Annotated in this window: 20 protein-coding genes; 12 read left to right on the top strand and 8 right to left on the bottom strand. The window is 73.2% G+C overall.

The window, feature by feature from the left end:
* Positions 1-22: 22 nt before the first annotated feature.
* From ACIA6C_RS27490 to ACIA6C_RS27480, 3 genes are all read right to left on the bottom strand, one after another.
* A complete protein-coding gene (locus ACIA6C_RS27490) occupies positions 23-862 on the bottom strand; it encodes a GNAT family N-acetyltransferase (RefSeq protein WP_399279756.1) in 840 nt (279 codons plus the stop codon).
* Positions 863-941: 79 nt separating this feature from the next.
* A complete protein-coding gene (locus ACIA6C_RS27485) occupies positions 942-1,742 on the bottom strand; it encodes a PaaX family transcriptional regulator C-terminal domain-containing protein (RefSeq protein WP_361131624.1) in 801 nt (266 codons plus the stop codon).
* 4 nt (positions 1,743-1,746) lie between these two features.
* Positions 1,747-3,366 carry an AMP-binding protein gene (locus tag ACIA6C_RS27480; RefSeq protein WP_399279753.1) on the bottom strand — a complete coding sequence of 540 codons (1,620 nt, stop codon included), beginning with the start codon at positions 3,364-3,366 and terminating at the stop codon, positions 1,747-1,749.
* Positions 3,367-3,464: 98 nt separating this feature from the next.
* Between ACIA6C_RS27480 and ACIA6C_RS27475 the strand changes: the two genes are divergently transcribed.
* From ACIA6C_RS27475 to ACIA6C_RS27465, 3 genes are all read left to right on the top strand, one after another.
* Complete coding sequence (locus tag ACIA6C_RS27475) at positions 3,465-4,634, top strand: acyl-CoA dehydrogenase family protein (RefSeq protein ID WP_399279752.1); 1,170 nt, start codon at positions 3,465-3,467, stop codon at positions 4,632-4,634.
* A complete protein-coding gene (locus ACIA6C_RS27470) occupies positions 4,631-5,029 on the top strand; it encodes a Rid family hydrolase (RefSeq protein WP_361131634.1) in 399 nt (132 codons plus the stop codon). Before ACIA6C_RS27475 ends, ACIA6C_RS27470 begins: the two co-directional genes overlap by 4 nt.
* A gap of 100 nt (positions 5,030-5,129) precedes the next feature.
* Positions 5,130-5,480: a hypothetical protein gene (locus ACIA6C_RS27465; RefSeq protein ID WP_399279750.1), complete on the top strand. Its 351-nt coding sequence runs from the start codon at positions 5,130-5,132 to the stop codon at positions 5,478-5,480.
* A 27-nt stretch (positions 5,481-5,507) separates the two neighbouring features.
* Here ACIA6C_RS27465 and ACIA6C_RS27460 read toward each other — a convergent pair whose 3' ends face one another.
* The 4 genes from ACIA6C_RS27460 to ACIA6C_RS27445 all read right to left on the bottom strand — a co-directional run bounded on the left by ACIA6C_RS27460 (position 5,508) and on the right by ACIA6C_RS27445 (position 8,163).
* Positions 5,508-6,368: a helix-turn-helix domain-containing protein gene (locus tag ACIA6C_RS27460; protein ID WP_399279748.1), complete on the bottom strand. Its 861-nt coding sequence runs from the start codon at positions 6,366-6,368 to the stop codon at positions 5,508-5,510.
* Positions 6,369-6,524: 156 nt separating this feature from the next.
* Entirely contained in the window at positions 6,525-6,785 is a 261-nt protein-coding gene (locus tag ACIA6C_RS27455; RefSeq protein WP_399279746.1) for a hypothetical protein, read from the bottom strand.
* A gap of 243 nt (positions 6,786-7,028) precedes the next feature.
* Positions 7,029-7,874 (bottom strand): hypothetical protein, encoded by an 846-nt coding sequence (locus ACIA6C_RS27450; RefSeq protein ID WP_399279744.1) that lies wholly within the window; start codon positions 7,872-7,874, stop codon positions 7,029-7,031.
* Positions 7,867-8,163 carry a hypothetical protein gene (locus tag ACIA6C_RS27445; protein ID WP_399279742.1) on the bottom strand — a complete coding sequence of 99 codons (297 nt, stop codon included), beginning with the start codon at positions 8,161-8,163 and terminating at the stop codon, positions 7,867-7,869. Before ACIA6C_RS27445 ends, ACIA6C_RS27450 begins: the two co-directional genes overlap by 8 nt.
* A 222-nt stretch (positions 8,164-8,385) precedes the next feature.
* Here ACIA6C_RS27445 and ACIA6C_RS27440 point away from each other — a divergent pair, with 222 nt between their 5' ends.
* Positions 8,386-8,631 carry a hypothetical protein gene (locus ACIA6C_RS27440; protein WP_361131650.1) on the top strand — a complete coding sequence of 82 codons (246 nt, stop codon included), beginning with the start codon at positions 8,386-8,388 and terminating at the stop codon, positions 8,629-8,631.
* A 41-nt stretch (positions 8,632-8,672) separates the two neighbouring features.
* Here ACIA6C_RS27440 and ACIA6C_RS27435 read toward each other — a convergent pair whose 3' ends face one another.
* Positions 8,673-10,043 (bottom strand): aminopeptidase P family protein, encoded by a 1,371-nt coding sequence (locus ACIA6C_RS27435; RefSeq protein ID WP_399279740.1) that lies wholly within the window; start codon positions 10,041-10,043, stop codon positions 8,673-8,675.
* Positions 10,044-10,241: 198 nt separating this feature from the next.
* Here ACIA6C_RS27435 and ACIA6C_RS27430 point away from each other — a divergent pair, with 198 nt between their 5' ends.
* The 8 genes from ACIA6C_RS27430 (at position 10,242) to ACIA6C_RS27395 (ending at position 19,811) form a co-directional block, all read left to right on the top strand.
* Positions 10,242-12,650 (top strand): collagenase, encoded by a 2,409-nt coding sequence (locus tag ACIA6C_RS27430; RefSeq protein WP_399279738.1) that lies wholly within the window; start codon positions 10,242-10,244, stop codon positions 12,648-12,650.
* 113 nt (positions 12,651-12,763) lie between these two features.
* Complete coding sequence (locus tag ACIA6C_RS27425; protein WP_399279736.1) at positions 12,764-13,939, top strand: NAD(P)/FAD-dependent oxidoreductase; 1,176 nt, start codon at positions 12,764-12,766, stop codon at positions 13,937-13,939.
* A gap of 64 nt (positions 13,940-14,003) precedes the next feature.
* A complete protein-coding gene (locus ACIA6C_RS27420; protein ID WP_361131661.1) occupies positions 14,004-14,333 on the top strand; it encodes a (2Fe-2S)-binding protein in 330 nt (109 codons plus the stop codon).
* A 22-nt stretch (positions 14,334-14,355) separates the two neighbouring features.
* The gene (locus tag ACIA6C_RS27415) at positions 14,356-15,774 is read left to right on the top strand and encodes an NAD(P)/FAD-dependent oxidoreductase (RefSeq protein ID WP_399279832.1); all 1,419 of its coding nucleotides are present in this window, start codon (positions 14,356-14,358) and stop codon (positions 15,772-15,774) included.
* Between the two features lie 87 nt (positions 15,775-15,861).
* Positions 15,862-16,785, top strand: a complete 924-nt coding sequence (locus ACIA6C_RS27410; RefSeq protein ID WP_399279734.1) for a dihydrodipicolinate synthase family protein — start codon at positions 15,862-15,864, stop codon at positions 16,783-16,785.
* Between the two features lie 16 nt (positions 16,786-16,801).
* Complete coding sequence (locus ACIA6C_RS27405) at positions 16,802-17,806, top strand: proline racemase family protein (RefSeq protein ID WP_399279732.1); 1,005 nt, start codon at positions 16,802-16,804, stop codon at positions 17,804-17,806.
* A complete protein-coding gene (locus tag ACIA6C_RS27400) occupies positions 17,803-18,870 on the top strand; it encodes a proline racemase family protein (RefSeq protein WP_399279730.1) in 1,068 nt (355 codons plus the stop codon). Before ACIA6C_RS27405 ends, ACIA6C_RS27400 begins: the two co-directional genes overlap by 4 nt.
* Positions 18,867-19,811, top strand: coding sequence for an ornithine cyclodeaminase family protein (locus tag ACIA6C_RS27395; RefSeq protein ID WP_399279728.1), 945 nt, complete (start codon positions 18,867-18,869; stop codon positions 19,809-19,811). Before ACIA6C_RS27400 ends, ACIA6C_RS27395 begins: the two co-directional genes overlap by 4 nt.
* Positions 19,812-19,843 lie beyond the last annotated feature (32 nt).

Raw genomic sequence — 19,843 nt, 5'->3', positions numbered from 1 at the left:
AGCAGCTCGGCGGCCTTGCCGGTCAGAGGGCCGCCAGCTCGACCCGGTCCTCCACGGGGGTGTAGCCGAGGCGCCGGTAGACGCCGTTGCTCGTGGGGTTGGCCAGGTCCGCGAAGAGCACCACCTCCGTGGCGCCGGCCCGGTACGCCGCCTCGCTCACCGCGTGCGTCACCCCGGCCGCATAGCCCCGGCCGCGCAGCTGGGGCGGGGTGTAGACGGGGCCGACCCGGGAGACCGAGCGGACCGGGCGGAAGAAGCCCGCCATCGACACGGGCGTTCCCGCGTGCTCCCAGAGCAGCATCCCGCCGTAGGAGACCCGGTCCCGCAAGGCCGCCTCGCGGGCGCGCCCCGGCTCACCGGACTCGCGCTTGAACGCGTCGACCCATTCCACCAGCAGCGGCAGGTGCGCCTCGGTCGCGGCCAGGGGCCGGCCCTCGGGCAGGGGGTGCGGGGCGACCAGGCCGGCCAGCCGGTACAGCCGGGCCTCCGCCGCGACCCGCGACGGCTTCCCCCAGGCCGCCGCCAGGGCGGCCGCGTCCCGGCGGCGTACGTCGAAGCCGTCGACGCCGGCCGGCAGGGGCTCCACGGCCTGCGCGGAGCCCAGGGCCTCCACCGCCTCGGCCGGCACCGCGCCCAGCAGCAGCGGGCGCGGCGGGGTGCACAGCAGCCCGCCGGACACGGCCCCGTCGGCGCCGGTCCACCAGCCGAAGAACGGCGTGTCCGGCCCGTAGGCCGTCGGGCCGCGCCGTTCCAGCGCGTCCATGGCGGTGAGCAGGGACGTGTTCTCCACGGGCCGCGCGGCGACGGCCGGGCCCGCGGCGGCTACGAAGGCGGCGAAGTCGGTGCTGAGGGTCCAGGTCATGCGGCCCCATGTTGTCCGCCGCCCGGCCCCCCCGCACCCCATTTCGCCGCCGGGCCCCGTCCGGGCGCTCTCCCCGGGCCTACTGCTCCACGAACGCGGCCCCGAGGTCCCGCAGCCGCGCGTGCAGTTCTGCGAAGACGGCCGCCGCGCGGTCGCCCGGCCAGTCCGCGGGCAGCAGCTCCCGCGGCAGCCCCGGGTCCGCGTAGGGGAGCCGGCGCCAGCTGTCCAGGGCCAGCAGGTAGCCGCGGTAGGCCTGCTCCGGGGTCGGACCGGGGCCCGACTGGAGGGCCCGCAGCTCCGGTTCCTGCTGGTCGAGGAACTCCTCGTGCTGCTTGGCCAGCGCTGTCAGGTCCCACCAGCGGGCCACCGCCTCGGCCGTCGGGGCGAAACCGAGGTGGGCGCCGCGGAACAGTTCCACGTACGGCGTCAGGTGCAGCCGCTCCATGGTGCGGCCGGTCTCCTCGTACAGGTGCGCGGGGGCGATCCAGACGCCCGGCGCCACCGCGCCGAAGCCCAGCCGCGCCAGCCGGGAGCGCAGCAGGTGCCGCTTGTGCCGCTCCTGCTCGGGGACGGAGAAGACGGCGACCAACCATTCCTGCGACAGCCGGGGGGACCCGTAGATCCGCCGGTCGCCGTCCTCCAGCAGCTGCCGGGCCTCCTCGGACAGCTCGTACGCGGCCGCCCCGTCGGCCGCGCGGGCGGGCAGCAGGAAGCCCCGCCGCTTCAACCGGGACACCGACGAGCGGACGGAAGGTGCGTCCACGCCGGCCGCGCCCAGCAGGCGGATCAGCGCGGACACCGGGACCGGGCCCTCGAAGGCCCGCCCGTAGGCACCGTAGAACGTGACGATCAGGGATCGCGGGGTGTGCTGCTCGGCCACGGGTTCACTCTAGATCGCGCAGGCGGAAGCGTTGAAGTTTGCCCGTGGGCGTCCGGGGGAGCGCGGGGACGAAGACGAAGGCCCGCGGGCACTTGTGCGGGGCCAGCTCGGCGCGCATGAACGCCCGCAGCGCCTCCTCCGTCAGGGTGACCCCGTCGCGCGCCACGGTGTACGCCACGACGACCTGGCCGCGGCGTTCGTCGGCGCGCCCGACCACCGCGGCCTCCACCACGTCCGGGTGGCGCAGCAGTGCCTCCTCCACCTCCGGGCCGGAGATGTTGTAACCCGAGGAAATGATCATGTCATCGGCGCGGGCGACGTACCGGAAGTAGCCGTCCGCGTCGCGCACGTACGTGTCCCCGGTCAGGTTCCAGCCGTCCCGTACGTACTCCGTCTGCCGCGGGTCGGCCAGGTACCGGCAGCCCACCGGCCCCCGGACGGCCAGCAGCCCCGGCTCCCCGTCCGCCACGGGCAGGCCCGCGGGATCCACGACGCGGGCCTCCCAGCCCGGCACCGCCCGGCCGGTGGTGCCGGGCCGGATGTCCTCGTCGGCGGCCGAGATGAAGATGTGCAGCAGCTCGGTGGCCCCGATGCCGTTGATGATGCGCAGCCCGGTGCGCTCGTACCAGGCCTGCCAGGTGGCGGCCGGCAGGTTCTCGCCCGCCGAGACGCAGCGGCGCAGCGCGCAGAGGTCGTAGGCGCCCGCGTCGTAGGGGCCCAGGGTGTCCAGCATCGCCCGGTAGGCGGTGGGCGCGGTGAACAGGACCGTCACCCGGTGTTCGACGAGCGCCGGCAGCAGCTGCCGCGGCGCGGCCTGCTCCAGCAGCAGCGAGGAGGCCCCGGCCCGCAGCGGGAACACCACCAGGCCGCCGAGCCCGAAGGTGAAGCCGAGCGGGGGACTGCCCGCGAACACGTCGTCGGGACGGGGGCGCAGCACGTGGCGCGAGAAGGTGTCCGCCACGGCGAGCAGGTCACGGTGGAAGTGCATGCAGCCCTTGGGGCGCCCGGTGGTGCCGGAGGTGAAGGCGATCAGGGCCACGTCGTCGGCGGAGGTGGCCGCCGCGGGGAACGGCCCCGAGTGCCGTGCGGCGAGCCGGAGGAGGTCGCCCGGGTCCTCGCCGCCGTACGGGGTGATCCGCAGCCCCGGGACCTCGGCCTTGACCAGGTCGTCCAGCGCGTCCACGTGGCACAGGGCGTGGCCCGCCCGGGCCATCGCGCACACCGTGGCCAGCTCCTGCGCGCGCTGCTGGGCCAGTACGGTGACCGCGACCGCCCCCGCCTTCATCACCGCCAGCCAGCAGGCGGCCAGCCACGGACTGGTCGGCCCCCGCAGCAGCACCCGGTTGCCGGGGACGACACCGAGGTCGGCGGTGAGGACGTGGGCGAGCCGGTCGACGCGCTCGCGCAGCTCCCCGTACGACCACACCTCGCCGCCCGCGCCCCGGAAGGCCGGGCGGTGCGGCCCGAACCGGTCGATGGTGGCGTCCAGCAGCTCCGCCCCGCAGTTCAGCCGGTCCGGATAGGCCAGCTCGGGCAGGTCGAACAGCAGGCGCGGCCAGGTTCCGCCGGGCGGCAGGTGGTCGCGGGTAAAGGTGTCGACGTGCGCGGAAGGCTTGAGCTCCAAGGCTGGTTCGCCCCCTCGGGACGGTCGCGGGTCGCGTGACGAGCGTATCGTGACGGTGACGGCAGTCAACAGGACGCGATAGATGCGGGGTTGTTTGCATGACCGGATTCGCGCTCGGGGTGGACCAGGAGGAATGGTGCGGGCGGCTGCGCGCACTGTCGGCGCGGCGGCTGCGACCGCTGGCCGAGAAGGGCGAGCCGGGCCGGGTCAACCGGCCGCTGCTGGCCGCACTCGGGGAAGAAGGCCTGCTGGAGCGGGTGTTCGTCTCGGGCGCGCTGGAGCTGTGCCTGCTGCGGGAGTCGCTGGCGTACGGCTGCACGGAGGCGGAGACGGCGCTGGCCCTCCAGGGGCTGGGGGCGTACCCGGTGCTGCGCGCCGGCAGCCCGGCGCAGCGGGAGCGGTGGCTGCCGGGGGTGCGGGCGGGCCGGCTGGTGGCCGCCTTCGCCCTCAGTGAGCCGGGCGCCGGCTCGGACGCGGCGGCGCTGGCGCTGGCGGCGGAACGGGACGGCGGCGGCCCCGGCCGAGCCGCCGCCGGTGTGGACGGTGTGGACGGTCGGGGCTGGCGGCTCACGGGGGAGAAGCGGTGGATCTCCAACGCCCCGGAGGCGGATTTCTACACCGTGTTCGCCCGCACGGGTGAGGGCCCGGGGGCCAAGGGCGTCACCGCCTTCCTCGTCCCGGCGGACCGGCCCGGCCTGTCGGGCGAGGCGCTGGACATGCTGTCCCCGCACCCCATCGGCTCGCTCGCCTTCGACGGGGTCCCGGTCGGCCCCGAGGACGTCCTCGGCGAACCGGGGCGCGGGTTCCGCGTCGCGATGGACACCCTGAACCTGTTCCGGCCCAGCGTCGGGGCCTTCGCCGTGGGCATGGCCCGGGCGGCACTGGACGCGACGCTCGCGCACACCTCGGGCCGCGGCGCCTTCGGCGGGGTCCTGGCGGACCTCCAGGCGGTGGCGCACCGGGTGGCGGAGATGGCGACGCGGACCGAGGCCGCCCGGCTGCTGGTCTACGCGGCCGCCGGGGCCTACGACAGCGGATCCCCGGAGGTGCCCAGGCGCGCGGCCATGGCCAAGCTCCTGGCGACGGAGACCGCGCAGTACGTGGTGGACCACGCGGTCCAACTGCACGGCGCGATCGCCCTCCAACGGGGCCACCTGCTGGAACACCTCTACCGGGAGGTGCGTGCACCGCGCATCTACGAGGGGGCCAGCGAGGTCCAGCGCACGATCATCGCCAAGGAGCTCTACCGGGAGGTGGCCGCGCGATGAGTGTGGAGCGCGTCAACCCGGCGGAACTCGCCCCTGCGGCGGGCTTCTCGCACGCCGTCGTGGCGACCGGCTCCCGCCTGGTGTTCCTCGCCGGACAGACCGCGCTGGACGGCTCCGGCAAGGTGGTGGGGGAGACGCTGCCGCAGCAGTTCGAGCGGGCGCTGTCCAACTTGCTCACGGCGCTCGCAGCGGCGGGCGGGGCCCCTGCGCAGCTGACCCGGGTGACGGTGTATCCGGTGGACGTGGAGTCGTACCGGCGCCACGCCGCGGAACTCGGCCGCATCTGGCGGGCCCTGGTGGGCCGGGACTATCCGGCGATGGCGGTGGTGGGGGCCGTCAGGCTCTGGGACGAGCAGGCGCTCGTAGAACTGGACGGCATCGCCGTCCTGGACTGAAGGTGCGGTGCGGGTGCCTTTGACAGCGGGTGGGGGTAAGAGGGAGGGTGGAAATGTCCCCTTTGTAAGGAACATCCCCAATTCTCGGAGGTGCATCGTTATGCGCCGTGGGATCATCGCAGCTGTCGTGGCGGGGGCCGCCGGGGTGACGCTCGGCCTCATGCCGGTGAGCGGCGCGTTCGCCGCCACCCACACGGGCCTTCCGCAACACAGCCAGCAGCACTCCACCTACTCGCGCGGGCACGACTCACGCGACTGCGGCAACTCCTCCCGCTGGAACGACGACGACAGCGGCAACTGGCGCAACGCCGGCTGGAACGACGACCACGACAACGGCTACTGGAACGACGACCACGGTAGCTGGAACGACAACGGCAACTGGAACGACAACTGGAACGGCGGTGGTTGGGACAATTCGTCGGGCTATGACCACGGCGGAGGCCGCTGGTAAGTGGCCCGGCGGGGCCCGTTGACGCCGTCAGCGGGCCCCGCGGTACGTCTTGATCATGTCGTTGATCAGGTGCCGGGAGTCGTCGGCGTTCAGGGCCTGCGCCTGCAAGTGGTCGAACAGGATCTGGTAGGGGTACCGGTCGGCATGCTTCTCCAGGTACAGGTCACTGGTGAGGCGCTCCAGGTAGACCACTCCCGACTCGGATTCCGGATACGTGAGGATGGAGAACTGCCCCAGGACGCCGGGATGGGCCCCCGCGCCGTGGGGCAGCACCTGCACGGTGATGTGCGGCTCGGCGCCCAGGGAGTTCAGGTGCTCGAGCTGCTCGCGCATGACCTCGCGGTTGCCCACCGTGCGGTGCAGCGCCGATTCGTCCAGGATGGTCCATAAGCGCAACGGGCGCGCGGGGTGGTGCGCGCGGTGCTGGCGCCGCAGCCGTACGTCGAGGCTGACGGCGGCCTGTTCGGCCGTGGGGTGCGGGAAGGACCGTGCGATGACCTCCGCCGCGTACGGAGGGGTCTGCAGCAGGCAGGGCACCAGCAGCGCGTCGTAGGAGTGGATCGAAGCCGCCGCCGTCTCCAGCCCGATGTACACGCCGTAGGGGACGTCGCCGCAGGAGACCCACCAGCCCTGGCGGCCCGATTCCTTCGCCATCCGCATCAACGAGTCGACGAACGCCTGGTCGGTGATTCCGTAGATCCGGCACAGGTCGCGGACGTCGCGCGGGTTGATCGGGCGCCGTCCGGTCTCGATGAGACTGATCTTCGGCTGGGACACCATCAGACGCTGCGCCGCCTGCGAGGACGTCATGCCCGTGGCCTTGCGGAGCTGACGGAGTTCCGCGCCCAGGCGGCGCCTTCTGACCGTGGGATTTCCGTTGCCCGACATGGGCGGTGTACCTCCAGCTCAAGACATCACGCAGAGGTCACCTCACCCCACGGCCGACATCGGCAAACGCATTGTGCATAGGCCGCCCGACACGCGCGACATCCGCGAGGCCAACGTCATCAGTTCGGCCTAACGCGCCCGTCTGCGGGGCTCACTTCACAGGTGCTCGCCCTGCAGGGCGTGGGCCCCCGCTGCGATCACCTCGGCGAGTCGGTTCGCGACGGCCGTGCTGCACCCGCCGAGCCGGACGAAACCACGGCAGCCGACCGGGCCGTCGTTGCAGAGCGAGGGCAGGGTCAGGCCGGCGAGGGAGAGTGCGGCCTGGAGGCTCGTGACGGCTTCCTCGCCCGCGTGGTAGGCGGCGTCCTGGCTGCGCTTGTACCGGAGTCGCTCGGCGTGGGTGAGCTCGTAGGGCATGGTGCTGTCCTCCCAGGATACGTCGGGAAAGGTACGGGGGGCGGGGGCGTGCGCCACCCGGGCGGCGGGGCGTGGCCCCGGCGCGGCCCGGATTCCGTGGAGGGCCGCCGGTCACGGTGCACACCCGTAGGGCTGAGACCGGGCGTAGCCCGTGACTAATGCGTTTTGATCTTCGTTCTCGTAGTGCAAGTGATCAAGCTCCTTGACCTGGGGGAAGGGACGCGTTGCCGGAGGGACGGGAGTTCACGATCCGTAGCGGAATCTCGGAGGGGTAGCGGTACGGGCCGCCCTCTGGTCCATCACCGGGTAGTCGGGGAGTGCGCTGTCCGGGCTGCTCACGACGGTCGGTGGCCGCAGCAGGGAAAACGTGCGGCCGCGGTGGCGTGGAACGGCTTGGCGGGGCGGTCGCGTGAGGGTGATCTGGCGGACGAGTTGCTGCAGGCAGGCCAGCGCGGCGATGGGCGGGAGGGTGGCTGCGGCCTGGGCGGCGAACGTGCTGGGTGCCTGGGCGACGCACAGGAGTGTGGCCAGGGTGGAGAACAGCAGGACGATGGACCAGGAATGGACGGCGCGCCGCTGATGTAGTGCGGCCCGGAGGATGGACAGGGAAGCGGTCACCCACGGCCCGTAGATGAGCAGCGGCCACCAGCTGACGACGTCGTCCGCCGTGCGCGGTCCGGCGCTGTGGCGCAGCGCTTCACAAATGGCCAGACCGCTGAAGATGCTCACCACGGCGGCGATGACGGCGACCAGCAGGGCGGTGAAGAGGCTGCCCGTTCCGAGCAGGGTCACCACGGAGCTCTTCGCCGAGGTCCGGCGGTGCCCGGCGCGGGCCGGCGGGACCGGCCTCTCGTAGGCTCCCGGAGCCGGCTCGGTGACCGCGCCGACGGCGACGCCCGTATCCCCGGTGTCGTCGAAGCCGTAGTGGTCGAACGTCTCCGTGGGCCTCGGCTGCCTGGCCTCTTGCAGGAGATGGGCCAGTTCCTCGGCCGGATCCCACGGGATGTCCACCTCGCCCGCTCCCAGGAGCGGTTGTGGGTGGGCGACGTGCCATCCGCTGCCGTCGTGCCGCTCGTACTGTTCAAACACGGGGGGTCTCGCCTGAGCACTCGCTGACGGCGGTCTGGGCCGGGTCCGTGTGCGGCGAGCGCCGGCTGAACTCGTTCTGGATCCGGTTCATGGCCTCCAGGAAGTCCTCGAAGATCGAGGACGAGTAGTGGAGGTCGACCTCATGCCGCTGGCTGCGCAGGGTCGCACCCTTGTCGGGGGTCCAGCTCGTGTACGTCCATTCTCCGGCCCTCGTGGTCGAGGCGCTCGCGCCGAGTCCGAGGCCGCCGGCGCTCCGCAGAAAAATTTCTGCGTGGTTTGCATTTGTCATAGTCCATAAACGGTTCCGAGACCGGGGAGGGTGCGGGCCGTTCAGGTGATGCAGAGCGTGCGGTAAACCGGCCTTGACCAGTGTCTTTTATCATTTCTGCGGTTGTGGCAATCGGCTGACAAGGCGCAACCCCGCATATGCCGGGGCGTTATGACGGGGGTGAGCGGGCCAGACGGCCGACGCCCTGCCACCAGTTACCGGAGAGGAACCGCTGTGCCAGACATGCTCCTGAGAATCGCGCTGATCTGCGCTGTCCTGGGCACGGGATGTGCCGCCTGGACCTCATCCGGAGTCGGCCGCATGCACTCCATGGACATCCGTGAACTGCGGCGCCAGCAACGCTTCAAGCACGTCCTGACCGCCAACTCGGCGGCGGCGGGGCGCGACGGGGAAGGGGCGCCGGCCGTCTCGAAGCCGGCCGGCGCCTCCATCTGCGCCGAATGCGGTGCTTCCTCGGGCGGCCTCTGAGCCGGTGCTCCGGGTGGCGCGCCCGGCACCGGCCGGCCGGCTCAGCCCTCCAGCAGGGTCCCCATCCACTCCTCGATGCCGCCGACCGTCCGCGGCAGGGCGCCCGACATCAGCCGGGCGCCCGTCGCCGTGATGACCAGGTCGTCCTCGATGCGCACCCCTATGCCGCGCAGTTCCGCGGGCAGGGTCTCGTCGTCGGGCTGGAGGTAGAGGCCCGGCTCCACCGTGAGGACCTGCCCCTCCTCCAGCACCCCGTCCAGATACGTCCGGGCCCGCGCCTTCGCGCAGTCGTGGACGTCCAGCCCCAGCATGTGGCCGCTGCTGCACAGGGTGTAGCGCCGGTGCAGGTCGCCCTCCGCGTCCTTGAGGACACCCCATTCCGCGAGCCCTTCCGCGATCACCCGCATGCCCGCGCGGTGGAAGTCCCGAAAGCTCGCGCCGGGCCGCAGTGCGGCGATGCCCGCTTCCTGGGCGGCCAGGACCAGTTCGTACACCTGCCGCTGGACGGGGGAGAAGCGTCCCGACAGGGGGAGGGTGCGGGTGATGTCCGCCGTGTAGAGGGTGTCGGTCTCCACGCCCGCGTCCAACAGCAGCAGATCGCCCCGGTCCAGGCGGCCGTCGTTGCGGATCCAGTGCAGTACGCACGCGTGCGCGCCCGAGGCGGCGATCGTGTCGTACCCGGTCCCGTTGCCCTCCGCCCGGGCGCGCAGGCCGAAGACGCCCTCGATCCAGCGCTCGCCGCGCGGGTGTTCCAGCGCGCGCGGCAGGGACCGTACGACGTCCTCGAACCCGGCCGACGTGTGGTCCACCGCCAACTGGAGCTGGTCCACCTCCCAGGTGTCCTTCACCAGACGCAATTCCGAGAGGGCGGAAGCGAGTTCGGTGTCACGGGAGGCCTCTCGGCCCGTCGGTGAGCCGAGGGAGTCCAGGTGGGCGCAGCGGATGCCCGTCAGGGCCTCCGCCTCGGCCAGGTCGGCGCGGCGGCCCACCCAGAACTCCCCGTACCGGCGGTCCCGGTAGAACTCCTCGTTGCCGTCCGCGCGCGGCGAGCGGGGGCGCAGGTACAGCACCGCCTCGTGTCCGTGCGGGCCCGAAGGCTCCAGCACCAGGACGTGGCCCACCTGGTCCTCGCCGGTCAGTCCCGTCAGCCAGGCGTACGCGCTGTGCGGGCGGAAGCGGTAGTCGCAGTCGTTGGAGCGGACCTTGAGCTCGCCGGCCGGGACGATGAGCCGCTCGCCCGGGAAGAGCGCCGAAAGGCGGGCCCGGCGGGCGGGGGTGACGGCGGACGCCGGAATCCCGCTCGAACCGGGCAGCGGCGAAGGGGCCCAGCCGCCCGCCATGAAACGGGACAGCCCAGGGGAGACGGGCAGGTCGTGGCTGCCGATGTGGAGGCGGGAGGAGGCATCGGTCACGGGGGCTCCCTGAAAGAGAAGCGAACTGGTGGGCGCACAGGGGTTGTCAGTGCAATTTCACATTACTATGTTACAGCTCACACCGCGCCGCGTTAATCCCCGTCAAACGCCGCGTGAAGCAGGGCAGTTCACGCACTTCGCACCTCATGCACCTCGCACGCCACATCCTCAGCCCTCCCTTCCCCACAGGAGTCCTTGGTGTCCCAGCACAGAGCTGTGCGTTCGTCCCTCCTCTCGGCCGCCGTCGCCGTCACGCTCCTCGCCTCCGCCGGCCAGGCCGTGACCCACGCGGCCGAGACGGGTGCCCCGGTACCCGCCACCTTCACCTCCGGTTCCGCGGCCGGCACCACCGGCGGAGCCCCCGGCGCCATCGCGCCGAACCCCTTCGACGAGGTCGAGCACCGCGCCGACGCCCTGGCGCCCACCACCTCCGCACCGGCCCCCGCCCCCGGCGGCCAGGCGATATCCGACGGCAAGGTGCCCGGCGCCGCCCCGGCCGCGGGCGCCGCCGCCTCCGCACAGCGCACGGACAAGAGCGGCAAGCCCGCCCAGGGTGCCCCCACCACCCGGAGCCTGGCCGTCAACGTCCCCTGCACCCTCGACGGGATCACGGCGCTTTCCCCCGAGCAGTTCGCCGACTTCCTCGCCGACCCGGCCGTCCTCGCGGACGGCTGCCTGCGGGGCCTCATATGGACCTGGGACGCCCGCCTGGCACCCGTCATGGACGACGCGCACGTCCAGGCCGTCTCGCGCCGGATATCCGCCCTGGCCGCCGCCCACGACGGCCGCAACTCCTCCCACCTGGAGGAGATGTTCACCTTCCTGCACGCCGCCGTCTACCACGACTTCTCACGCGACGAGATCGACCTCACCGACGCCGCGACCGTCGACGCCATGAGCCGGGCCGTCACCGACTTCGGCAACGCCGCGCACACCTTCGACGCCACCGCCTCCAACGGCCGGACCCTGCGCGAGGCCCTCTACGCCACCGGGCCCGGCATGCGCCACCGCCAGCTCGGCCTCGTCAAGAAGGTCCTGGCCACCCTGGACGCCTCGCACCCCGCGACCAGCGGCGACGCCAACTGGGGCGGCGCCGCCCTCGCTGCCCTCACGGTCAACTACCTCGGCGTGTACCCGGGCAACGAAGACTCCGACTTCCACGCCGCCGTCAAGGCGGACCCCTCCTACCGGGCCGCCTTCAAGGCCTTCGCCGGGTACACCCACCTCAAGGGCACCACGAACGAATGGGCCGTCCGTGACGGGCTGGGCGAGTACGGCCGCTTCGGCCAGGTCGACGGCCTCCAGGACCAGATCACCGCCGACCTCGGCGCGCTCCTTCCCCAGGTCAAGACGGCCTGGGGCAACGGCAGCGAGCCCTGGGCCAAGGTCGTCAGCTGGCTGAACACCTACAACGCGTGCAAGCAGTACGGGGTGTGCAAGGAGGACATCGAGAAGATGCTCTTCCCCAACACCTACACGTACGACAACGGCGGCATCAAGGTCCGCACGGCCCTCGACCGGGCCACCGTCGACCAGCTCTACTACGCGAGCAAGCAGGTCAAGACGCAGTTCCACCGCGTGCTGGGCACCGACCAGCCGCTCGCCGGCGACCCCAACACCACGCTGAACATCGTGCTGTACGCCTCCCGCGCCGACTACGTCACCTACCAGACGATGCTGAACGGCTACGGCACCAACAACGGCGGCATGTACATCGAGAACGGCGCCACCTTCTACACCTACCAGCGCCGCGTCCCGCAGGACTCCACCCTCACCCTCGAAGAGCTCTTCCGCCACGAGTACACGCACTACCTCAACGGACGCTTCGCCGTCCCCGGCTTCTTCGGCGAGGGCGCCTGGTACGAGGGCGACCGCACCACCGCGATGGACGAGGGCACCGCCGAGTTCTTCGACGGCGCGACCCGCGACAACGGCATCGCCGTCCGCAAGTCCCTGGTCAAGGGCATCATCGCCGACACCGCCGGCGGCGGTCCCCGGATGTCGGTCGAGCAGCTGCTGAACGCCACGTACGACGGCGACGGTTTCCGCTTCTACAACTACGCCGGGACGTTCTTCGAGTTCCTGTGGACCGAGAAGCCCAGCCTGCTGCGCGAGATGTACACCCACCTGCGCGAGAACGACGTCGCCGGATTCGACGCCTGGCGCCACCGGATGGGCGCCGACACCTACCTCCAGCGCGACTACGACAAGTTCCTGGACGCGCAGATCGCCAAGGTCGACCAGCTGTACGTGCCGAACACCACGTTCACCGCGAACGACCGGCTGCGCGACTCCGCGCTCGCGAACGTGAAGTCCTCGTTCGCGGCGGCCACGTACAACACGCCGGACTGCGTGGAGAACGGCGACCCCGGCAAGCGCCGGTTCACCTGTACCGGCCGGATCACCGCCAACCTCAAGAACTGGCGCAGCGACGACCAGAACTTCAAGGACATGTCCGAGACGGTGGACTACTTCATCCTCGACCGGGCGGCCCCGGCCTCCAACAACCTGGCCGACATGAACTGTTCCTTCGGCCCCGTGGAGATCTGGAGCGACCACAAGGCGGGGACGTCGAGCTACAGCTGCGAGGGCCCGTTGCGCAGCTGACCACGGCTCCGGACCGGTCCCTTGCCGCAACGGGGGGAAGGGGCCGGTCCGGGCAGGGCCGGTGAGCCCGGCCGACCCTAGGCACCCCATAAAGAATGTGACATATTACTGCCGTGCCCAAGAGAACCAGTCTGGACGCCGTCATCATCGGCGCCGGTGTCGTCGGAGCCGCGTGCGCGTACTACGCCACCCGCGCGGGTCTGCGCGTGGCCGTCGTCGACCGCGGATCCGTCGCCGGCGGCACCACCGGTGCGGGCGAGGGCAACCTGCTCGTCTCCGACAAGGAAGCAGGACCGGAGCTCGACCTGGCCCTGCTGTCGGCCGGTCTGTGGCGCGAACTCGCCGCGGCCCTCCCCCAGGAGATGGAGTACGAGGACAAGGGCGGCCTGGTCGTCGCGCCGGACGAGGCTTCGCTGGGGGCGCTGCGGAGCTTCGCCGAAGGCCAGCGCGCGGCGGGCGTCACCGCCGTCGAGGTGAAGGAGGGCGACCTGCGCGAGCTGGAGCCCCATCTGGCCCCGGGACTCGCGGGAGGCTTCCACTACCCGCAGGACGCCCAGGTCCAGCCCGCCCAGGCGGCGGCCCGGCTGCTGGCCGCGGCGGCCGCAGAGGGGGCCCTGGTCCAGCTCGGTGAGGAGGTGACGGAGTTCGTCGTGGAGCGCGGGGCCGTAAGGGGAGTGCGCACCCGGACCGGGGAACTCCTCGCCCCGGCCGTCGTCAACGCCGCCGGCACCTGGGGCGGCCGGATCGCGGAACTCGCCGGCATCACGCTGCCCGTGCTCCCGCGCCGTGGCTTCGTCCTGGTGACCGAGCCGCTGCCGAGGGTCGTGCGGCACAAGGTCTACGCCGCCGACTACATCGCGGACGTGGCCAGTGGGTCCGCCGCTCTGCAGTCCTCGGCGGTGGTCGAGGGGACCCCCTCGGGCCCGGTGCTCATCGGGGCCACCCGGGAGCGGGTCGGCTTCGACCGCTCCCTGTCCGTGGAGGCCCTGCGCCGCCTCGCGTCCCAGGCGGCCGCGCTGTTCCCCGTACTGGCCGACGTACGGGTACTGCGGACCTACCACGGCTTCCGCCCCTACCTGCCCGACCACCTTCCGGCCATCGGCCACGACCCCCGGGTGCCCGGGCTGCTGCACGCCTGCGGGCACGAGGGCGCGGGCATCGGCCTGGCCCCGGCCACCGGTGTGCTGGTCGCGGCCGCGCTGACCGGAGCCGAACCGCCCCTGGACCCCGCGCCGTTCCGGCCGGACCGGCCCTTCGGGCCGGAGCCGGGAACGGAGGGGCAGCCGTGAGCCGGCCGCACGCAGCCCCCCGTGAAGCCCCGATCCGAAGCGCGCCCGAAGAAGGAGACCTCCGATGAGCCGGCCCACCGGTGACCGCTCGCCCCGCGACCTCGTGGGCGGAGTCCCCGGGGCGACGTACGCCCTTCGCTTCGACGGCCGCGAGCTGACCGCGGAGTCCGGCCAGAGCATCGCCGCCGTGCTGTGGAACGCCGGAATCCTCGCCTGGCGCACCACGCGTGAGGGGGGCGCCCCGCGCGGGGCGTTCTGCGGGATCGGCAGCTGCTACGACTGCCTCGTCACGGTCAACGGCCGGCCGAACCAGCGGGCCTGTCTGGTCCCGGCGCGGCCCGGGGACACCGTCACCACCCAGGAAGGGACCGGCCGTGCCGACCTCGCCGTCTGACCCCTCGTCGCCGGAGCGCGTCGTGCCCGGCCCGGCCGGGAGCGGCCTCGCCGTGCCCGACCTCGCCGTCGTCGGTGCCGGGCCCGCCGGGCTGGCCGCCGCCGTCACCGCCGCCCGCCTCGGGCTGCGGGTGGCGCTGCTGGACGCGGGGGAGCGCCCCGGCGGCCAGTTCTACCGCCGGCCCGCGCCCTCCCTCGGCGCCGAACGGCCGGAGGCCCTGCACCACGGATGGGCCGCCTTCGCCACCCGCGAAGCCGCCCTGCGCGCCCACGAATCGGCGGGCCGGATCACCTACCTCCCGGCGCACCACGTCTGGACGGTGGTCCCGGACGGCGAGCGCTGGACCCTGCACGCCGTCGCGGGCCCCGAGGAGCGCTCCGTCACCCTGGTGGCCCGCGCCGTCCTGCTGGCCACCGGAGCCTACGAACGGCACCTGCCCTTCCCCGGTTGGACCCTGCCCGGGGTCGTCGGGGCCGGCGGGGCCCAGGCCATGCTCAAGGGCGGCTTGGTGCTGCCGGGCAAGCGGGTGGTCGTCGCCGGGAGCGGGCCGCTGCTGCTCGCCGTGGCCGGCTCCCTCGCGGCCGCCGGAGCCGCCGTCCCGGCCGTCGTCGAGGCGGCCTCGTACACCGCGTACGCGGGCCGGCTGCCCACCCTGCTGCGCAACCTCGGCAAGCTGGCCGAAGGCGCCACGTACGGCGGCGCGCTGCTGCGCCACGGCGTGCGCCTGCTGACCCGGCACGCCGTCACCGAAGCGCACGGCCGCGGCCGGGTCGAGGCCGTCACCGTGACCCGGCTGGACGGCGACTGGCGTCCGCTGCCCGGCACCGGGCGGCGGATCCCCTGCGACGCCGTCGCCGTCGGCCACGGCCTCGTGCCCCAGCTGGAGCTGGCGACCGCCCTCGGCTGCGCCACCCGCCCCGGGGCGGACGGGACGGCCGCCCTGGAACTGGACGCCGGGCAGCGCACCTCCGTCCCCGGGATCTGGTCCGCGGGCGAGACCGGCGGTATCGGGGGCGCCCAACTGGCACTGGTCGAGGGCGAACTGGCCGCCTTCTCCATCGCCGGCCGCCCCGCGCCGGCCGCCCTCCTCCGCCGCCGCTCGCGGCTGCGCGCCTTCGCCGGGGCGATGGCCGCCGCGCACCGCCCGGGCGGAGGGTGGACGGGCTGGCTGCGCGAGGACACCGACGTGTGCCGCTGCGAGGAGGTCCCGGCGGGCCGGATCCGGCAGGCCACCTGTGATCTCGGCGCGCGGGACGCCCGTACGGTCAAACTGCTCACGCGGGCCGGCATGGGCTGGTGCCAGGGCCGGATGTGCGGCCCGGCCGTGGCCGCCTTGGCGGGGGAGACCTCCTCCGCCTCGGGGCCCGCCCCCGACCGGCGCCCCCTCTCCTGCCCGGTACCGTTGCGCCATTTGGCCGAACTGCCGCAGGAAAACCGCTGATCCGAATCCGGATCCGGCACGTCCGGACCCTTGTGGGCATCTCGCGTCCCACAGTAAAATGTCACACACCACTCTAGGGAGTCCCACATGACGCACGCGCCCACCCCCGCGCCCGCCCAGCCCCGCAGCCGCCCCTGGCACGGCATCATGGTCGCCACCGCACTGCCGCTGCGCGAAGACCTCACCGTCGACTACGACGCCTACGCCGAACACGTGGCCTGGCTGATCGCCAACGGCTGCGACGGGGTCGTACCCAACGGCTCCCTCGGCGAGTACCAGACCCTCACCGACGAGGAGCGGGCCCGGGTCGTCCGCACCGCCGTCGAGGCGGCCGGCGACGGCAGCCGCGTCATGCCCGGGGTCGCCGCCTACGGCAGCGCCGAGGCCCGCCGCTGGGCCGAGCAGGCGGCGGAAGCCGGGGCGGGATCCGTCCTGCTGCTGCCTCCCAACGCGTTCCGCGCCGACGAGGACGCCGTCCGCGCCCACTACGCCGAGGTGGCGCGGGCCGGGCTGCCCGTCGTCGCGTACAACAACCCCATCGACACCAAGGTGGACCTGACGCCCGCGCTCCTGGCGCGGCTGCACTCCGACGGCAGCATCGTCGCCGTGAAGGAGTTCAGCGGAGACGTGCGGCGCGCCTACGAGATCGCCGAACTCGCCCCCGGGCTCGACCTGTTGATCGGCGCGGACGACGTGCTCCTCGAACTCGCCCTCGCCGGCGCCGTCGGCTGGATCGCCGGCTACCCCAACGCCCTCCCGCAGTCCTGCGCCACCCTGTACCGGGCCGCCGTCGCCGGCGACCTCGCCACCGCGCTGCCTCTCTACAAGTCCCTGCACTCGCTGCTGCGCTGGGACTCCAAGACCGAGTTCGTGCAGGCCATCAAGCTCTCCATGGACCTGGCCGGCCGCCCCGGCGGCACCACCCGCCCGCCGCGCTTCCCGCTCACCGGCGAGATCGAGGCGGCCGTCCGCGCCGCCACCGAGAAGGCCCTCGCCGAGGGCCACAACTAGGACCCTTGGAGGACCCATGCGCACGCGCAACATCTACCACGCGGTGGATTCGCACACCGAGGGCATGCCGACCCGCGTGATCACCGGGGGAATCGGGGTCATCCCCGGCGACACCATGGCCGACAAGCGGCTCTACTTCATCGAGCACATGGACCACGTCCGCACCCTGCTCATGTACGAACCGCGCGGCCACTCCGCGATGAGCGGCGCCGTCCTCCAGCCCCCCACCCGCCGCGACGCCGACTTCGGCGTGCTCTACATCGAGGTGTCGGGCCTGCTGCCCATGTGCGGGCACGGCACCATCGGGGTGGCCACCGTCCTGGTCGAGACGGGCCTGGTCCCGGCCGTGGAACCGGTGACCACGGTCCGGCTCGACACCCCGGCCGGCCTGGTGAGCGTGGACGTCCGGGTCGAGGACGGATCGGCCACCGCCGTCACGCTCACCAACGTCGCCTCGTACTGCGCCGGGCTCGACCTCAAGGTGGACGTCCCCGGATACGGCACCGTGAGCTACGACCTGGCCTACGGCGGCAACTTCTACGCCTTCGTCGAACTCGACGCCCTCGGGCTCCCCTTCGACAGGGCCCGCAAGGACGACCTCCTGGCGGCCGGACTCGCCGTCATGGGCGCCGTCAACGCCTCCGCCGACCGGCCCGTCCACCGCGAGGACCCCTCCATCGCCGGGGTCAAGCACGTCTACCTCGCCGCCCCCGGCTCGGACGCCCGCCGCTCCCGGCACGCCATGGCCATCCACCCCGGCTGGTTCGACCGCTCGCCCTGCGGTACGGGCACCAGTGCGCGGATGGCCCAGCTCCACGCCCGGGGGCTGCTGCCGCTCGACACCGACTTCGTCAACGAGTCGTTCATCGGAACGGAGTTCACCGGCCGGCTCGTGGCGCAGACCACGGTGGGCGGCCTCCCCGCGGTGGTCCCCACGGTCACCGGACGGGCCTGGATCACCGGCACCGCCCAGTACTTCCTGGACCCCGCCGACCCGTTCCCCGCGGGGTTCCTGCTGTGACCGCCGACCCCACCGCGGTCCACGCGACCGCCCTCACCACCGTCCGCACCACCGACTACCACGCGGCGGGCGAGCCCTTCCGCATCGTCGACACCGCCGGTGAAGGCATGCCGGCCGTACCCGGGGACACGGTGGCCGAGCGCTGCGCCACCGCCATCGGTCCCGGCGGCTCCCCGACGGCTCCGCGGCGCGGTGCGCTGGACGACGTACGGCGGCTCCTGGTGCAGGAGCCGCGCGGGCACGCCGGCATGTACGGCGGGTTCGTCGTTCCGCCGGACGACGACGGGGCGCACTTCGGGGTGCTGTTCTGGCACAAGGACGGCTACTCCACCGCCTGCGGCCACGGCACCATGGCCCTCGGCGCCTGGGCCGTGGACTCCGGCCGGGTCCCGGCCCCGGACGACGGCAGCGTCCAGGTCCGCATCGACGTGCCGTCCGGGCGGGTCACCGCCACCGTGCACCGCTCCGGCGGCCGCACCACCGGGGTGACGTTCCGGGGCGTCCCCGCCCGGGTCGGCGCCCGCAAGGTGCCGGTCGCCACCACGCTGGGCCTGGCCGAAGCCGACATCGCGCACGCCGGCGCCTGTTACGCCTCGGTCGCGGCCCGGGACCTGGGGCTGGAGGTCACCACCGCCGCGCTGCCCTCACTGGTGCGCGCAGGGCAGGAGATCCGGGCGGCGCTGGCCACGCACCCCGGCACCTGGCACCCGGGCGGGCCGCTGCTCTCGGGCGTGTACGGGGTGATCCTCTACGAGGAACTCCCCGACACCCCCTTCGGACCGCACCAGCGCAATGTGACGGTCTTCGCCGACGGGCAGACCGACCGCTCCCCCTGCGGCTCCGGCACCGCCGCGCGGCTGGCCGTGCTCGCGCAGGACGGGCGTCCGGCAGCGGGGGAGGACCTGCTGCACGAGTCCGTCGTGGGCACGGTGTTCACCGGCCGGGTCGTCGGCGGGGACGCGGAAGGCCTGATCACGGAGGTCACCGGGACGGCCTACCGCACCGGCGGACACGTCTTCACCGTGGACCCGCACGACGAGCTCGGCGCGGGGTTCCTGCTGTGATCCCGCAGCTCTCCGGCGAGGAGACGGCGGGGCTGCTCACCCCGGCCGAGGCCGCCGACGCCCTGGCCGGGGTCCTGCGCGCCGGACTGGACCCGGAGGGGTGCCCGCAGCGCACCGCCGTACCCGTGCCCGGCGGGGAGCTGCTGCTGATGCCGGCCGCGGCGGGCGCCTACGCCGGGGTGAAGATCGCGGGTGTCGCGCCGGGCAACGCCCGGCTCGGGCTGCCCCGGATCACCGGCTCCTACCTCCTGCTGGACGGCCCGACCCTGCGGCCCCTGGCCCTCTTCGACGGCGCGGCACTCACCGCCCTGCGCACCCCGGCCGTGTCGGCCCTGGCCCTGCGCCACCTGGCACCGCGGGACCGGCCGCTCGCGCTGGTCGTCTTCGGGGCCGGACCGCAGGCCTACGGACATCTCGAAGCCGTGCGCGCGGAGCGGGAGTTGGCCGGGGTGACGGTCGTCGCCCGGGCCCCGGAGCGGGCGCGGCGGCTCGTGGCGCACGCGCGGGCCCTGGGGCTCACCGCCCGGACCGGTACCCCCGAGGACGTGTCCGGGGCGGACGTGGTGCTCTGCTGCACCACGGCCCGTACCCCGCTGTTCGACGGACGGCTGGTCGGCCCCGGGGCGACGGTCGTCGCGGTCGGCTCGCACGAACCGGACGCCCGGGAGACCGACACCGCCCTGGTGCGCCGCTCGGCCGTGTACGTGGAGTCGCGTGCGGCGGCCCTGCGCGAGGCGGGGGACCTGCTGATCCCGGAGGCGGAGGGCGCGATCGGCCCCGGCCACATCACCGGCACCCTCGCCGACCTCGTCGCCGGCCGCCATCCGGCGCCGGGAGGACACGATGGTCCGCGGCTCTTCAAGAGCGTGGGGATGGCCTGGGAGGATCTGGCGGTGGCGGTCGCCCTGCTCCAGAGAACGGGGACCGGCAGAGCAACGTGACATTGTACGCTGTCCCTCTCGATGCTCGGAGG

Origin of the sequence: Streptomyces sp. NPDC051578 (assembly GCF_044454045.1) — a bacterium.
Classification (GTDB): Bacteria; Actinomycetota; Actinomycetes; order Streptomycetales; family Streptomycetaceae; genus Streptomyces.
Note: the sequence above shows the minus strand (reverse complement) of the source record. Positions and strands in the feature narration are given on the sequence as shown.

Bases quoted from the DNA above. Each gene is read 5' to 3' on its own strand.
- ACIA6C_RS27490 (WP_399279756.1), bottom strand. From the start codon at position 862: ATGACCTGGACCCTCAGCACCGACTTCGCCGCCTTCGTAGCCGCCGCG.
- ACIA6C_RS27475 (WP_399279752.1), top strand. From the start codon at position 3,465: ATGACCGGATTCGCGCTCGGGGTGGACCAGGAGGAATGGTGCGGGCGG.
- ACIA6C_RS27470 (WP_361131634.1), top strand. From the start codon at position 4,631: ATGAGTGTGGAGCGCGTCAACCCGGCGGAACTCGCCCCTGCGGCGGGC.
- ACIA6C_RS27465 (WP_399279750.1), top strand. From the start codon at position 5,130: ATGCGCCGTGGGATCATCGCAGCTGTCGTGGCGGGGGCCGCCGGGGTG.
- ACIA6C_RS27460 (WP_399279748.1), bottom strand. From the start codon at position 6,368: ATGTCGGGCAACGGAAATCCCACGGTCAGAAGGCGCCGCCTGGGCGCG.
- ACIA6C_RS27455 (WP_399279746.1), bottom strand. From the start codon at position 6,785: ATGCCCTACGAGCTCACCCACGCCGAGCGACTCCGGTACAAGCGCAGC.
- ACIA6C_RS27445 (WP_399279742.1), bottom strand. From the start codon at position 8,163: ATGACAAATGCAAACCACGCAGAAATTTTTCTGCGGAGCGCCGGCGGC.
- ACIA6C_RS27440 (WP_361131650.1), top strand. From the start codon at position 8,386: ATGCTCCTGAGAATCGCGCTGATCTGCGCTGTCCTGGGCACGGGATGT.
- ACIA6C_RS27420 (WP_361131661.1), top strand. From the start codon at position 14,004: ATGAGCCGGCCCACCGGTGACCGCTCGCCCCGCGACCTCGTGGGCGGA.
- ACIA6C_RS27410 (WP_399279734.1), top strand. From the start codon at position 15,862: ATGACGCACGCGCCCACCCCCGCGCCCGCCCAGCCCCGCAGCCGCCCC.
- ACIA6C_RS27405 (WP_399279732.1), top strand. From the start codon at position 16,802: ATGCGCACGCGCAACATCTACCACGCGGTGGATTCGCACACCGAGGGC.